The 14,996-nt window shown below is 67.9% G+C and carries 12 protein-coding genes, 3 tRNA genes and 1 pseudogene; all 16 read right to left on the bottom strand.

Annotated features, from left to right (window positions below):
- Positions 1 to 4 precede the first annotated feature (4 nt).
- The 16 genes and pseudogenes from DX912_RS06370 to DX912_RS06445 all read right to left on the bottom strand — a co-directional run bounded on the left by DX912_RS06370 (position 5) and on the right by DX912_RS06445 (position 14,994).
- Positions 5 to 1,282, bottom strand: a complete 1,278-nt coding sequence (locus tag DX912_RS06370) for a nucleotide sugar dehydrogenase (protein ID WP_115841649.1) — start codon at positions 1,280 to 1,282, stop codon at positions 5 to 7.
- Positions 1,283 to 1,368: 86 nt separating this feature from the next.
- On the bottom strand, positions 1,369 to 1,968 hold the full coding sequence (locus tag DX912_RS06375) for a hypothetical protein (protein WP_147298574.1): 600 nt from the start codon (positions 1,966 to 1,968) through the stop codon (positions 1,369 to 1,371).
- 183 nt (positions 1,969 to 2,151) lie between these two features.
- Positions 2,152 to 2,238 (bottom strand) — tRNA-Leu (locus DX912_RS06380).
- A gap of 104 nt (positions 2,239 to 2,342) precedes the next feature.
- Positions 2,343 to 2,416 (bottom strand) — tRNA-Cys (locus DX912_RS06385).
- 115 nt (positions 2,417 to 2,531) lie between these two features.
- Positions 2,532 to 2,607, bottom strand: a tRNA-Gly gene (locus DX912_RS06390).
- A gap of 153 nt (positions 2,608 to 2,760) precedes the next feature.
- Positions 2,761 to 3,327, bottom strand: coding sequence for a CDP-diacylglycerol--glycerol-3-phosphate 3-phosphatidyltransferase (gene pgsA, locus DX912_RS06395; protein ID WP_115841651.1), 567 nt, complete (start codon positions 3,325 to 3,327; stop codon positions 2,761 to 2,763).
- Positions 3,324 to 5,228, bottom strand: coding sequence for an excinuclease ABC subunit UvrC (gene uvrC, locus DX912_RS06400; protein ID WP_115841652.1), 1,905 nt, complete (start codon positions 5,226 to 5,228; stop codon positions 3,324 to 3,326). The genes pgsA and uvrC overlap by 4 nt, the downstream gene beginning before the upstream one ends.
- A gap of 183 nt (positions 5,229 to 5,411) precedes the next feature.
- Positions 5,412 to 5,906: a low molecular weight protein-tyrosine-phosphatase gene (locus tag DX912_RS06405; RefSeq protein WP_115841653.1), complete on the bottom strand. Its 495-nt coding sequence runs from the start codon at positions 5,904 to 5,906 to the stop codon at positions 5,412 to 5,414.
- Entirely contained in the window at positions 5,899 to 6,678 is a 780-nt protein-coding gene (gene kdsB, locus DX912_RS06410) for a 3-deoxy-manno-octulosonate cytidylyltransferase (RefSeq protein WP_115841654.1), read from the bottom strand. The genes DX912_RS06405 and kdsB overlap by 8 nt, the downstream gene beginning before the upstream one ends.
- Positions 6,675 to 7,718, bottom strand: a complete 1,044-nt coding sequence (gene lpxK, locus DX912_RS06415) for a tetraacyldisaccharide 4'-kinase (RefSeq protein ID WP_115841655.1) — start codon at positions 7,716 to 7,718, stop codon at positions 6,675 to 6,677. The genes kdsB and lpxK overlap by 4 nt, the downstream gene beginning before the upstream one ends.
- An 85-nt stretch (positions 7,719 to 7,803) precedes the next feature.
- Positions 7,804 to 9,552: a lipid A export permease/ATP-binding protein MsbA gene (gene msbA, locus DX912_RS06420; RefSeq protein WP_115841656.1), complete on the bottom strand. Its 1,749-nt coding sequence runs from the start codon at positions 9,550 to 9,552 to the stop codon at positions 7,804 to 7,806.
- Positions 9,549 to 9,992 (bottom strand): ExbD/TolR family protein, encoded by a 444-nt coding sequence (locus DX912_RS06425; RefSeq protein ID WP_115841657.1) that lies wholly within the window; start codon positions 9,990 to 9,992, stop codon positions 9,549 to 9,551. The genes msbA and DX912_RS06425 overlap by 4 nt, the downstream gene beginning before the upstream one ends.
- A 13-nt stretch (positions 9,993 to 10,005) precedes the next feature.
- Complete coding sequence (locus tag DX912_RS06430; protein WP_115841658.1) at positions 10,006 to 10,641, bottom strand: MotA/TolQ/ExbB proton channel family protein; 636 nt, start codon at positions 10,639 to 10,641, stop codon at positions 10,006 to 10,008.
- Positions 10,535 to 13,034 (bottom strand): annotated as a pseudogene (locus tag DX912_RS06435) (DNA internalization-related competence protein ComEC/Rec2); the annotation flags it as partial. The gene DX912_RS06430 and the pseudogene DX912_RS06435, both read right to left, overlap by 107 nt.
- 3 nt (positions 13,035 to 13,037) lie before the next feature.
- Entirely contained in the window at positions 13,038 to 13,745 is a 708-nt protein-coding gene (lolD, locus tag DX912_RS06440; protein ID WP_115841659.1) for a lipoprotein-releasing ABC transporter ATP-binding protein LolD, read from the bottom strand.
- Positions 13,746 to 13,749: 4 nt separating this feature from the next.
- A complete protein-coding gene (locus DX912_RS06445; RefSeq protein ID WP_115841660.1) occupies positions 13,750 to 14,994 on the bottom strand; it encodes a lipoprotein-releasing ABC transporter permease subunit in 1,245 nt (414 codons plus the stop codon).
- Positions 14,995 to 14,996 lie beyond the last annotated feature (2 nt).

Raw genomic sequence — 14,996 nt, forward strand, 5'->3', positions numbered from 1 at the left:
CGCGCTACAGACGCGCGTCGACCTCGTCGCGCGGATACAGGCTCTTGATGTCGTAGAGCAGCGCATGCGGCTTGCCAAAAGCGCGCGCGCCCTTCGCCCCGAGTTCCCGGAACTGATCGTGCGCGACGGCCAGTACGACCGCGTCGTAGGCGCCTAGCGGTGGCTGTGCAACCAGTTCGATCCCGTACGCTTCACGCGCCTCGTCGGCCTGCGCCCACGGATCGTGGATGTCGACCTTCGCCCGGTACTCGCCGAACTTCTGCGCCAGTTCGACCACGCGTGTGTTGCGCAGGTCCGCGCAGTTTTCCTTGAACGTCAGCCCGAGTATCAGGATGCGCGATCCGGCGACGGCGATGTCGCGCTGGATCATCAGCTTCACCACGTCGGTCGCAACGTGCTCGCCCATCGCATCGTTGATGCGCCGGCAGGCCAGCAGGATGTCGGGGTAATACCCGGCCGCCTGCGCTTTCTGGATGAGATAGTACGGATCGACACCGATGCAGTGCCCGCCGACCAGACCCGGCCGGAACGGCAGGAAATTCCATTTGGTTCCCGCCGCTTCCAGCACTTCGGTCGTATCGATGCCCAGACGCTGGAAGATCAGCGCGAACTCGTTCACCAGCGCGATGTTCGCGTCGCGCTGCGTGTTCTCGATGACCTTCGATGCCTCCGCGACGCGGATGCTGGACGCCTTGTGCGTCCCGGCCTTGATGATGCCGCGATAGAGCGCGTCGACGAACTCGGCCGTTTCCGGTGTGGAACCCGACGTCACCTTCGGGATGTCGACCAGCCTGCGCTGCCGGTCGCCTGGATTGATCCGCTCGGGGCTGTAGCCGACGAAGAAATCCTCGTTGAACGTGAGCCCGGACACGCGTTCGAGTTCGGGAACGCAGATCTCTTCCGTCGCCCCGGGGTACACCGTCGACTCGTAGATCACCGTGTCGCCTTTCTTCAGTGCACCGGCGATCGTGCGACTGGCTTCAACGAGCGGACGGAAATCCGGCCGCTTGTATTCGTCGACGGGCGTGGGGACCGTCACGACGAAGACATTGCAGGTGCGCAGTTCAGCGGCGTTCGCGACGAAGCGGAGCCGCGAAGCGGCCGCGATTTCATGCGCGTCTGCCTCGCCGTTATCGTCCTGCCCGGTTTGAAGCGTGGCGACGCGGGCATCGTCGATGTCGTAGCCGATCGTCTCGTGATGCTGGCCGAACGCCACCGCCAGTGGCAGGCCGACGTAACCCAGACCGACGACCGCAATACGAATCTCGACCGAATCCGACATCCCCAGCCCTCTTGCGCGGCATCCCGCGATGCTTGAGCGCATTGTACGGGGTGGCCACCGCGCGCATTCCAGCGCCGGGCGCCGCCTCAATCGCGGTGATAGATCGTCAGATCGTCGCCGGCCGCGATCACCAGGCTGCGTCCGGAGAAGGAAAAGCCGCATGCGTGGATTTCCGGATCGCTTTCGATGCGGGTAAAGCGTGCCTCGTCGTCCTCATGGCACACGAACAGCGCGCTCCCCGGCGGCACCAGCAGAACGTCCTGTGTGGGCCATTCGAGCGTGACCAGTTCGAGCGACCAGCCGTCCTCCGTCGCACGCGGCAGGCCTCCGCCCTTGTGCCCGGCGATGGCGACATCGACATGCTCGAGCGGGCCGATGCCCCTCGCCTGGAGCAGGTGTTGCGGGCGGGGGCTGTCGCGCTGCGTCCCGCCCTTGCGCGCGATTTTCTCGCCGCTGGCGCAGTCGATGACGCCGAGGCTGTCGCGCGACACGACCAGTAGCAGTTCGCTCTCGCGATCGAATCCGATCGCTTCCAGTTGCGGCACCGCGAACACGCCGGAAACGCGCCACGGGGATGGCGGCGGAGTAAGCGGTGTCGTGCGGATCTGCCGGCGTATCGGGCCGAGGTAGCGGGCAGCAGATTCGAGTTCGGCGCGACGGCGCCGGGTGCGAAGGAGTGTGAGCATTGCAGCGCATGCTCGGCACGCCTGGTCAGGAGCGCCGGATCGTCAGAGGGAAACCATCCGGAACTTCCGGCGGTGCGACACGCAGGCGGCGGGCCGTCTGCGATGCGAAGAATGGTAGGTAGCGGCTCCGACGCAGGCCATGGGAATAGTCCGATTAAGGTCGGAAAATCCTGATACGGAGGTTGGTGCCCGGACCCGGGATCGAACCGGGACGGCCGCGAGGCCGGCAGATTTTAAGTCTGCTGCGTCTACCTGTTCCGCCATCCGGGCTGGAGCGCGTGCGTAGCTTACGCGACGGTGGTGCGCGCGCCGAACGCGGCCGGTCGAGGCGCCAAAGAAAAAGCCCGACCTTTCGGTCGGGCTTTCGTTCTTTCTGGAGGCCTGGGTCGGAATTGAACCGGCGTACGCGGATTTGCAGTCCGCTGCATAACCACTCTGCCACCAGGCCGGTGACTGGAATCCGTGGAACCTGGATCGGATCCGGGATTCTTTCATATTCCAAGCCCGTTCACGCACGGGGACCTGAAACAACAAGGCCCCGAGAACGGGGCCTTGTCAGAAACTGGAGCGGGAAACGAGACTCGAACTCGCGACCCCGACCTTGGCAAGGTCGTGCTCTACCAACTGAGCTATTCCCGCTGAGGAACCGACATTTTAGGCATGGAATGAAAAGTGTCAACACCTTTTTCACTCCGTGGGAAATCCCGTCAGCGGACTTCCCGAACCACCGACCTGGCTGCCAACTCCCGGTCGAATCGTCGAACGCGTCTGCGTTCGCGATGCGCATATTCTCTATGAACGCGCGTCTTCGCGCAACACCGGCCACGCTGCACGAAGGTACGCAAGACCCGACCACAGCGTCAGCAATGCAGCAGCCGCGAGCAGCCATTCGCCGATCACGAAAATATTCAGTCCGTAGAACGGCTCCTGATAAAGCAGGCACACGAGCGCCACCATCTGCACGATCGTCTTGATCTTGCCGATCGTCGCGACCTTCACCGTCGCACGCTGGCCGAGTTCGGCCATCCACTCGCGCAGCGCGGAGACGGCGATCTCGCGACCGATGATCACCGCTGCCCACAGCGCCATCCACACGGTCGGATGCTTCTGCACGGTGAGCAGCAACGCGATCGCGACCATGAGCTTGTCGGCCACCGGATCGAGGAACGCGCCGAACGCCGAGAACTGGTTGTAACGCCGCGCGATCCAGCCATCGAGCCAGTCGGTGATCGACGCGAACGCGAAGATGAAAGCGGCCGCGAAATTCGTCCACTTGTAGGGCAGGTAGAAGACCAGCACCAGCACCGGGATCAGCATGATCCGCAGCAGGGTCAGCATGGTGGGTACGGTCAACTTCATCCTTCGCTCCGCGCGTCGCCGGTCGTTTCGGTCGTGTCCGATGGGGTGGGCGGTCGTTCGACGGGCTTGTCGGGCACGTCCAGCCCGTGAAGGGTCGCATAGATGCGCTCGGCCAGCGCGTCATTGATGCCGTCCACGCGCGCGATCTCCTCGATGCCCGCTGCCTTCAGCCCGCCCAGTCCGCCGAAATGCCGCAACAGATTAGCGCGACGGCGCGGGCCGATGCCGGCGATGTCTTCCAGGCGGCTCGTGTTGCGCGCCTTCTGGCGGCGCCCCCGGTGGCCGGTGATGGCGAAACGGTGCGCTTCGTCGCGAACCTGCTGCACCAATTGGAGGGCCGGCGACTCGGCGCCTGGACGCACCGTCCGTCCGTCGGGGAGCAGCAGCTCCTCCTCGCCGGGCCGGCGCTCCGGTCCCTTGGCCACGCCGACCAGCGCGACGCCTTCGACACCGAGGTCATCCAGCACCGCCCTCGCCTGCGCGACCTGCCCCGCGCCGCCGTCGATCAGCAGGATGTCGGGCGTCACGCCGCCCTCTTCCATCGCGCGACGGAAACGGCGCTCGATCGCCTGATGCATCGCGGCGTAATCGTCGCCCGGCTCGATGCCGGAGATGTTGAAGCGACGGTATTGCCCGCGTACCGGCCCCTGCGCATCGAACACCACGCACGAGGCGACGGTCGCCTCGCCCATCGTGTGGCTGATGTCGAAACACTCGATGCGCGATGGCAGCGCCTCCAGCCCGAGCAGTTCGCGCAAGCCTTCCGCACGCGTGTGCTGTGCGGCGTGGCTGGTGCGTTCGGCGGCGAGCGCGAGTTCCGCATTGCGACGCGCCAGGTCGACGTAGCCAGCGCGTTCGGCGCGCACGTTGCACTTGATCTGCACGCGGCGATCCGACGTGCTCGACAGCGCATGTTCGATCAGGTCGCGGTCGGGAATGTCGCGATCGAGCACGATTTCGCGTGGTGGCGTCTGTTCGCCGTAGTACTGCGATACGAACGCGGCGAGCACTTCTTCAGCGTTCTCGCTGCCGTTGGTCTTCGGGAAGAACGCGCGCGTGCCGAGGTTGCGGCCGTCGCGGAACGCCAGCAGCAATACGCACGCGGTGACGCCGTGCATCGCGATCGCCAGCACGTCGAGGTCCGCTGCGCGGCCATCGACGTACTGTCGCGCCTGCAGGCTGCGGATCGACTGCAACAGGTCCCGCAGGCGCGCGGCTTCCTCGAAATCGAGCCGCACGCTCGCGGCTTCCATCGACTTGGCCAGTTCCTCGCTGAGCTCGTCGCTGCGGCCTTCCAGGAACAGGCCCGAACGCCGCACGCTTTCGGCGTAATCGCGCGCCGGCACCAGGCCGACGCACGGCGCACTGCAGCGCCCGATCTGGTGCTGCAGGCACGGCCGCGAACGGTTACGGAAGACGCTGTCCTCGCAGCTGCGCAGCTTGAAGAGCTTGTGCATGAGGTTGAGCGTGTCGCGCACGGCGCCGACGCTCGCGTACGGACCGAAGTAACGCCCCGGGATCGAACGCGGCCCGCGATGCATGGCGATACGCGGCCAGGCTTCCTGCGTCATCAGCACGTAGGGGTAGCTCTTGTCGTCGCGCAGCAGCACGTTGTAGCGCGGCTTCAGCGACTTGATGAGCTGGTTTTCCAGGATCAGCGCCTCGGCCTCGGTGCGCGTCACCGTGACTTCCATGCGAGCGGTCTGCGCCAGCATCGCCATGATGCGGGCCGACTTCGGCGTGGCGTTGAAGTAGCTGGAGACGCGGTTCTTCAGCGCGCCGGCCTTGCCGACGTACAGCACGGCATCGTCCGCCGCGATCATCCGGTAGACGCCGGGCGCGGTGCTCAGGTGCTTGACGAAGGCCTTTCCGTCGAAGGCCGGTGCGGCGGCGAGGCTCATCTACGCCCGGGCCCGGAAGGCGTGTCGCAGGCGCGCGCGACACGACACGAGGTCGAGGCGCAGGACGGGACGATGGCGGGAATTGCAGTCATGAACATCGGCTCAGGGATGGGGCCGATTATGCGTCAGGGCAAGGCGACAGACCGTGCGCGGCCTGCCCTGCGGACAGATCCGGGCGGCCGTTCAGCCCAGGCGCGACGGGTATTCGCGGCGCAGCCTCGCGATTGCGCCATCGGCAGCGCGATCGAGCAGCTGGTAAACATGCTCGAACTGCGATGCCCCGCCCGTGTACGGGTCCGGGATTTCGCCTTCGTCCTCCACACCGGCCCAGTCCAGCAGCAGCGCGATGCGCGCGTGCGCATCGGCCGGCGCGCGGGCGCGGACGTCGCGCAGGTTGGCGCGATCGGCGCAGAGCAGCCAGTCGAACCGGCGATAGTCCGACGCCGACAGCTGCCGAGCACGCAAGCCGGCGATGTCGACGCCGTGGCTGGCGGCGTTGGCGATCGCCCGTCGATCCGGCGGCTCGCCGACGTGCCAGTCGCCGGTGCCGGCCGAATCGAGTTCCACGCGCCCGGCGAGCGTCGAGGCGGCAATACGCGCGCGCAGCACGCCTTCGGCCACGGGCGAACGGCAGATGTTGCCCAGGCACACCACGAGCAGGCGGACGGGCTCAGCCATGACCGCTGGCGATCCAGGCTTCGGCGCGGGCAAGGTCTTCCGGCGTGTCGACGCCCGGGGGGAACGGCTCCGGCGTCACGCCGACGGCGATGCGATAGCCGGCCTCGAGCACGCGCAGTTGTTCCAGCGATTCGATCTGCTCCAGGCGGCCCGGCGGCAGCGCTGCGAAGCGCTGGAGGAAACCGGCGCGGTAGCCGTAGATGCCGATGTGGCGCAGCCAGTGGCCGCCTTCGGGCATGCGGCTGCGGTCGCGGGCGAACGCATCGCGCGGCCACGGGATGGGCGCGCGGCTGAAGTACAGCGCGCTGCCGTCGTCGGCGCGCACGAGCTTCACCGCGTTCGGATCGAACAGGGTTTCGACGTCGGTGACGGGTGCGGCCAGCGTCGCCATTTCCGTGTCGCCGACGCGCATGAGCTCGGCCACGGCGCGGATGCCCGCCGCCGGCGCGAAGGGCTCGTCGCCCTGCAGGTTCACCACGATGGTTTCATCGCTCCAGCCGGCGATGCGGGCGCATTCGGCCAGGCGATCGGTGCCGGAGGCGTGGTCCGCCGACGTCATCGCGACGCGCACGCCGGCGCCTTCCAGGGCGGTGGCGATGCGGTCGTCGTCGGTGGCGATCCAGACCTCGCGCGCGCCGGCGGTCAGCGCACGTCGCGCGACGTGCAGCACGAGCGGTTCGCCGGCGAGCAGGCGCAGCGGCTTGCCCGGCAGGCGGCTGGCGGCGTAACGCGCGGGAATGGCGACGACGAAATCGGGCGCAGTGGCATTCATGCGGTCTTCGCTCCTGATGCGCGGCCGTCGCGATACTCGCGCGCCTTCGCCGAGATGCGGTCCAGCAGGCTCACCCAGAACGCTTCCGGCAGTTCCGCGCGCACCGGCACGGAGTAGAAGCGCTCGTCGGCGAACGCGGTGCACTTCACCGCGTCCTTCTCGGTCATGAGCACGGGAAGTTCACGGCTGCCGAACTCGAAATCGCTGGCCTGGTACTGGTGATGGTCGGAAAACGCGTGCGGCACGACGGCGATGCCGAACTCGCGCAACGTCGAGAAGAAGCGCTCCGGATCGCCGATGCCCGCAACCGCGTGCACGCGCTGGCCGGAGAACGAGCCGACCTTGCGTGGGCGGCCGCCGAGCATGGGATCGGCCATGTCGGCGACCAGTCGCATCGACCACTCGCCGAACCCCGTATCGCAGCCGCCAGTACCGACGTTCACGACGCGAAAATCGCAGGCCTGCGCGCGATCGGGCAATTCGCGCATCGGGCCGGCGGGCAGCAAGCGGCCGTTGCCGTAGCGACGCCGGCCGTCGACCACTTCGATCTCGATATCGCGCGCAAGGCGGTAATGCTGCAGGCCGTCGTCGCAGATGACCAGATCGCAACCGGCCTGCACCAGCGCCTTAGCCGCGGCCGCACGATCCTTGTCGACGCGCACGGGCGCGCCGGTGCGCTGCGCGATTAGCACCGGTTCGTCGCCGGACAGCGCGGCGTCGCTCTTGGAATCGACCCAGCGCGCGGTGCCGGCGTCGTCGCGACCGTAGCCGCGGCTCGCCACCCCGGGATTCCAGCCTTCGGCGCGCAGCCGTTCGACCAGCGCGATCGTCAGCGGCGTCTTGCCCGCGCCGCCGGCGGTCAGATTGCCGACAACGAGTACCGGCACGCCGGGATGCCCGCGCTTGAGCCAGCCCTTGCGATACGCGCGGCGGCGCAAACCCGAAACGGCGCCGTATACGCCCGACAACAGGCGCGCGCCGAACGGGACCGGCAGGTCGCCGTACCAGTATGCGGGGGGATTCACCGGGCCCTTGCTCATCTTGCCTTCCTCATCGAGCCGTCGGTCGAATGCGTCTTCGTGCAGCGTGCCTTCGCCGGGTTCGTCTTCACCACCGGGCCCTGCCTCATTCGGCCTCGCGGAACTGCATGCGGTGCAGGTGCGCGTAGAGCCCGCCCATGGCGAGCAGTTCCGCATGCGTACCACGCTCGACGATGCGGCCCTGGTCGAGCACCAGCACCTGGTCGGCGTGTTCGATCGTCGACAGGCGATGCGCGATGACCAGCGTGGTGCGGTTGGGCATCAACGTGTCCAGCGCGCCCTGCACGAGGCGTTCGGATTCGGTGTCGAGCGCGGCGGTGGCTTCGTCGAGGATGAGGATCGGCGCGTCCTTCAGCATCGCGCGCGCGATCGCCAGCCGCTGCCGCTGGCCGCCGGACAACTTGCCGCCCTTGGCGCCGATGTCGGTCTGCAGGCCTTCCGGCAGGCGTTCGACGAATTCCATCGCATTGGCGCCGCGCACGGCGCGTTCGAGCGCCTCCGGGTCGGACGCCTGCATTTCGCCGAACGCGACGTTCGCCGCGACCGTGCCGTCGAACAGCATCACCTGTTGGCCAACGAGCGCGACCTGGCGCCGCAGGTCCTCAAGGCGATAGTCCTGCAGCGGATGGCCGTCGAGCAGGATCTGCCCGGATTCGATGTCGTAGAAGCGCGGGATCAGCTTGATGAGCGTCGACTTGCCGCTGCCGGAACGGCCGACGATCGCGGTCACCGTCCCGGGGCGCGCCTCGAAGGTGATGTCGGACAGCGCGGGCTCGGCCTGGCCGGGATAGCGCGCGGTTACGTGGCGGAATTCGAGCAGGCCCTGCGCGCGGTCGAGCGGCTGCGTGCCGCTGTCGACTTCGTCCGGCGTGTCGATCACGTCGAACAGGCGCTCGGCCGAGGCGACGCCACGCTGCAGCATGCCCTGCACGTTGGTCAGCTGCTTCAGCGCGGGAATCACGGCGAGCATCGCGACCATGAGGCTGACGAATTCGCCGGCGGTCAAGCGGCCCTGCATGGCTTCGCGCCCGGCGAAGAACAACAGCATCGCCAGGCCGATCGCGCCCATCAGCTGGACCATCGCCGATGAAATGCTGCGCGTGGATTCGACCTTCAGGCTCAGGCGCAGGTGGTGGTTCGCCTGGCCGGTATAGCGCGAAAGTTCGGTCGCCTGCGCGCCGTAGACCTTCACTTCCTGGTGGTTCGAGAGCGCCTGGTCGGCGGACTGCAGCAGCTGTGCCCCGCTCTCCTGGATGCGATGGCCGATGCGGCGGTAACGACGGCCGACCTTGTCCATCGTCCATGCCAGCAGCGGACCGAGCAGCAGCACCGCGAGCGTCACGCGCCAGCTGGTGTAAAGCATCACGCCGAGCATCACCAGCACCTGCAGCGACTGCTGCAGCATCACCTTGGCCGCGTCGATGGCGGCCTGCGCGACCTGGTCGCTGTCCGAGCCCAGGCGCGTGAGCATCGAGGACACCGGCTCGGTGTCGAAACGCAGGCCCGGCAGGCGCAGGTACTTGCCCAGCACCTGCACGCGCAGGTCGCGCGCGATGCTGCGGCCGGCCCGAGCCATGAAGGTGTCGGTGAGGTAACCCGCGATGCCGCGCGCGACGAAGATGCCGATGATCGCCAGCGGCAGCACGAGGCTGACGTTCGGATTGCGGGTGACGAAGGTCTCGTCGACCATCGGGTTCATCAGCTTGGCGAACGCGCCCGCCGCGCCGGCTTCGATCAGCATGCCGACCAGCGCCACGACGAGTACGCCGCGATACGGCGCGACGAAATGCAGCAACCGTCGGTAGATTTTCCCGGCGGAGACCTCGCGACTCACTTCTTCGCCTCTGCCGCCGCCTCATGCGTCTGCGGCGCGGTCGCGTTCATGACCTTGCGGAAACCGAGCTGGCCGAGCGCGTCGTACACGGTGACGACGGCCTGGTACGGCGTGCGCGCGTCGGCGCGCAGCATCACCGGGCGGTCGCGGTCGTTGCCCGCCACTTCGGCGATGGTGCTCTTGAGCGATTCGACGTCGCTGCGCAGCACTTCGCGGTCGTCGACGAAGTAACGGCCATCGGCGTTCACCAGCACGATCAGCGCCTTGGCCGGATCGGTAGCGGCCTCGCCGGTGGCGCGCGGCAGCTCGAGCTTGAGCACCGAGCGCGCATCGAACGTGGCGGTGACCACGAAGAAGATGATCAGCACCAGGATCACGTCGATGAGCGGCACCAGGTCGATGTGCGGCTCATCGTCGGCGCGGTGGTCGCGGATACGCATCGTGCGGCGTGCCTCAGGCAGCCTGCGGCGCGCGCACGGCGGTCGCCGGGCGGCTGTCGAGCGTGTCCATCAGCGCGATGGCCTCGTGTTCCATCGCGACGATGTATTCGGAGATGCGGCCGCGAAACCAGCGGTGGGCGGCCAGCGCCGGGATCGCGACGATCATGCCGGTGGCCGTGCACACCAGCGCCTTGCCGATACCGCCGGCGAGCTGGTTCACGTCGCCGATGCCGTGATCGAGGATGCCCAGGAACATCTGGATCATGCCGACGACGGTGCCGAACAGGCCCAGGAGCGGGCCGGCGGCGGCGATGGTGCCCAACGTGTTCAGGTAGCGCTCCATCTTGTGGACGAGGTGGCGACCGACGTCCTCGATGCGCTCACGGATCTGGTCGCGCGGACGCAGGCGCACGTCGAGCGCGGCGGCCAGCAGCTCGCCCAGCGGCGAGGTGCGGCGCAGGGATTCGATATGGGCCGGGTCCAGCTTGCCGCTGCCCGCCCAGGTGCGGACTTCCTTGCCCAGGTTCGGCGGAAGGACGGCACTGCGGCGCAGCGTCCAGGCGCGCTCGACGATCAGCGTCAGGGCCAGCACCGACAGCAACAACAGCGGAATCATCGGCCAACCGCCGGCCTTGACCAGTTCCAGCACGCGAACTACCCCTCCGGCCCTCGGCCGTCTCGATCTTCCCGATAGGATAGCCCAGCCGAACGCGAGTCCCCGCGCCGCGCCGCGTCCCACAGGCGCGGATGTGCCTCTCGTCGCGCTTCCACTTCGATTCCGTCGCGTTCCAGCCGGACGCGCAGCGCTCCTTCCATCGCGGTGTCGTGGACGGCGCCCCCGGCATGGCGCCAGCGCTCGACCACGAACGGCCGCGGATGGCCGAACCGGTTGCCGTGACCCGATGAGACCAGCGCCTCCGAGGCGCCCGTCGCCGCGACGAAGGCGGGATCGGACGACCCGCCGCTGCCGTGGTGGGCGACCAGCACGACGTCGGCGCGCACGCTCGCGGGCTGCTCGCGCGCGAGGCGGCGCTCGATGACCTCGCCGATGTCGCCGGCGATCAGCGCCGACCGCCCCGCTGCCTCGATCCGCAGCACGCAGCTGGACTCGTTGCCCAGGTACGGGAAATCGACCGGCGGGTGCAGGAAGCGGAACCGGACGCCGTCCCACGTCCAGCCGCGGCCTGCAAGGCACGGACGGCTCCCCGGCAGGCGAACGCCGTCGGGCGCGAACAGCATGGGCACGGGATATTGCGCCGCCACGGCGGGCCAACCGCCCACGTGGTCGTTGTCGCCATGACTGACCACGGCGCCGTCTAGCCGGGGCACCCCGAGTGCATGAAGCACCGGGATCACCGCACGCCCGCCCGCATCGAAGCCGTCCTGCACGGCGGGGCCCATGTCGACCAGCAATGCGTGCTGCGCGGTTCGCACCAGTACCGACTGCCCCTGTCCCACGTCGATGACGACCAGTTCGGCTTCGCCGGCCACGGGTACGCGTCGGTCTGGCCACAGCAGCGGCAACCAGAGCAGCGCCGCCAGCGCCTTGCCGGGCGTGCCGCGTGGCAGAAGCAGCCAGAACGCGCCGATCAGCGCGAGCGGCAAAGCGAACCAGGCAGCCTCAGGCAACCACCAGAACGACAGCGGGCTTGCCGCCAGCCACTCGAAGAGCGGCCAGCTGAGATCGAAGCACCACGCGGCGAGCTGCCACGCCCACTCGCCTGCTCCCGCGTGTACCGATTCCAGCCCAAGCCCCAGCAATGCCAGCGGGACGACGGCGAGGCTCCACCATGGCACTGCGACGAGGTTCGCCAGCGGGCCGGCCAGCGACGCCTGCCCGAAGAGGATCGCCGCGACCGGCAGCAGACCAATCGATGCCACGCCCTGCGCGGAGAGGAAATCGTGCACCGCATTCCCGCCGCTGTCGGGCAGGCACCACAGTAGCCACGCCACGCCGGCGAAGCTCAGCCAGAAACCCGCCGAAAGCGCGGCCAACGGGTCGATCAGCAGCATCGCAAAGGCGGCCAGCGCGAGGCATTCGCCGGCCGACATCCGGCGCCGCAACCCGCGCAGGCCGGCGACGATCGCGATCATCAGCGCCGTTCGTACCGTCGGCAGGGCGAAGCCGGCGACAGCCGTGTACAGGGCGGCGCCGCCGACGCTGCCCGCGGCGGCGGCGATGGGCGCCGGCACGCGGCGCGCCAAGGTCGGCCATGACCACCAGAGGGCCCGCACGATCAGCGCGAAGAAGCCGGCGACGAGGCCCACGTGGAAACCGGAAATCGCGATGAGGTGGGTCAGGCCATTCGCACGCAGGACGGTCCAGTCGGCATCGTCGAGGCCTCGCACATCACCGAGCGCCAGCGCGCGTATGAAGCGCGAGGATGGTCGATCGACATGGGTCGCGATGCGTTCGGACATCGCGTCGCGCCACGCGTCGATGCCGTGCGCCGGGGCGAGCTGTATTGCCGTTTCCGGCGAGCGCACGTAACCCATCGCGGCGATGCGTTGCGCCATCGCGAACTTCTCCGCGTCCGCGCCGCCGGGATTGCGCAGTCCGCGCGGCGCGCGCAATCGCACGTCGAAACGCCACTGCTGGCCCGCGCGCAAGGTGCTTCGTCTAGCAGGGTCGTCTTCGTACCACGCGAGCCTGAGATCGCGGCCGCGCAGGCGCGCGTCGGCGACACCGTCATCGACTCGGAACAGGAAGCGCGATCGGCGAGGCTCGTGTTCGGGCAGATCGAGGATGCGGCCAGTGACCACCGCGTCGTGACGTGCCGGCGCGGAAGGCAGCTGTAGTGCGAGGGCATGCGCCGCATGCAGGCCTGCCAACGCCAGCCCCGCAAGCGACCAGCCCGCGAGCAGCGCACGCGATTGCGACGAAGCGACACCCCGCCACACGCATAACGCAGCGCCGATCAGCAGGATCAACGACACCCACCACGGCAGCAGCCACGGCGACCAGAGACAAGCACAGACGCCGGCCAACAGGCTCAGCGCTGCAGCGATTCCGAAAGGCGGCGTCCCTGCCGCTGTCGCCACGGACTAGACCTCGTCCGGAGCCAATTGACGCAGTTTGCCTTCGTGCAGTTCGAGCACGCGGTCGAGGCGACGGGCAAGGCGGCGGTCGTGGGTCACCAGCACCAATGCCGTGTGCTGCTCCCGGTTGAGCGCGAGCATCAGCTCGAACACGGTTTCGGCCGTCTTCTCGTCGAGATTGCCGGTCGGTTCGTCGCCGAGCACGCAAGCCGGACGATTGACCAGGGCACGCGCGACGGCCGCGCGCTGGCGCTCACCGCCCGACAGTTCGCCGGGCTTGTGGTCCAGGCGATGCCCCAGGCCCACTGATTCCAGCAAAGCCTTGGCGCGCTTGTTCGCATCGGGCACGTGCGCGCCGGAGAGCAGCACCGGCAGCATCACGTTTTCCAGCGCGGTGAATTCCGGCAGCAGGTGATGGAACTGATACACGAAGCCGAGCGACTGGTTGCGCAATGCGCCGCGTGCCGCATCGGACAGCGAGCTCATTTTCTGACCGGCGACGAAGACCTCGCCCGAGGTCGGCGTATCGAGACCACCGAGCAAATGCAGCAGCGTGCTCTTACCGGCCCCGGACGCACCGAGGATCGCCACGGTCTCGCCCGATTGCACGGCGAGGTCCAGCCCTTCGAACACGGGTGTGCGCAGCTTGCCTTCGGCGTACGTCATGGCGAGGCCTTCGGCACGGATCGCCTCGCCCTGGTGCTTCTTCTGCATCGGATCACTCATAGCGCAGCGCCTCCGCCGGGGCCGTGCGCGCGGCGCGCCAGGCGGGGTAGATGGTGGCGAGGAACGCCATGACGAGCGCGACGGCGGCGATGATCATCACGTCGCTGGATTGCAGGTCGGTCGGCAACCCGGTGATGTAGTAGACATCCTCCGGCAGCAGCTGCACGCCGAGCACGGCCTCGATGGCCTTGAGGATGTGTTCGAGGTTGAGCGTCAGCACGATGCCGCCGATGACGCCGATGACCGTGCCGATCACGCCGATCAGCGTGCCCTGCACGACGAAGACCTGCATGACACCGCGCGGCGTGAGGCCGAGTGTGCGGAGGATCGCGATGTCGGCCTGCTTGTCGGTGACGAGCATTACCTGCGAGCTGACCAGGTTGAACGCGCCCATGGCGATGATCAGCGACAGCAGGATCGCCATGATGGTTTTTTCCATCTTCAGCGCGCGGAACATGTTGGCGTTCTCGCTCGTCCAGTCGCTGACGCGGAACGGGCCGCCCAGCGAGACGGCAAGGTCGCGCGCGACGTCCCACGCCTGGTCCATGTCGTGCAGGCGCAGGCGCACGCCCGTAACGCCGTCGCCCATGCGCAGCAGGCGCTGCATGTCGTGCATGTTGGCGACGGCAAGGCCCTTGTCGAAATCGTTGTAACCGGCCTCGAAGATGCCGCTGACGGTGAAGCGCTTGAGTTGCGGCACCGCGCCCAGCGGCGTGCTGCGGAAGTCGGTGGTGGTCATCACCACGCTGTCGCCGATGCCGACGCCGAGCCACAGCGCCAGCTCCTTGCCGAGCACGATGTTGAAGCTGCCGGGTGCGAGCGAGTCGAGCTTGCCCTGCACCATCTTGTCGGCCAGGACGGACACCTTGCCCTCCTGGTCCGGCACCACGCCGCGGACCATCGCCGGCTGATTGCGCGCGCCGGACAGCAACGCTTCCTTTTCGATGTACGGCGCCGCGCCCGCCACGCGCTTGTCGGCGACGGCCTGGTTCACGGCGGTCTGCCAGTCCGTGAGCGGTTCGCCGTAGGCGCTGACGGTCGCGTGTGCGGCCATCTGCAACATGCGGTCGCGGATTTCGCGCTGGAAGCCGCTCATCACCGCAAGCGTGGTGATCAGCGCGGTGACGCCGAGGGCGATGCCCGCGATGGAGGCCAGGGAAATGAAGGAGATGAAGCCGTTTCGGCGTTTGGCGCGCAGGTAGCGCAGGCCGATGGCTACTGGGATGGGTTTGAACATAG

This window comes from Lysobacter soli, assembly GCF_003382285.1.
GTDB lineage: Bacteria > Pseudomonadota > Gammaproteobacteria > Xanthomonadales > Xanthomonadaceae > Lysobacter_J > Lysobacter_J soli.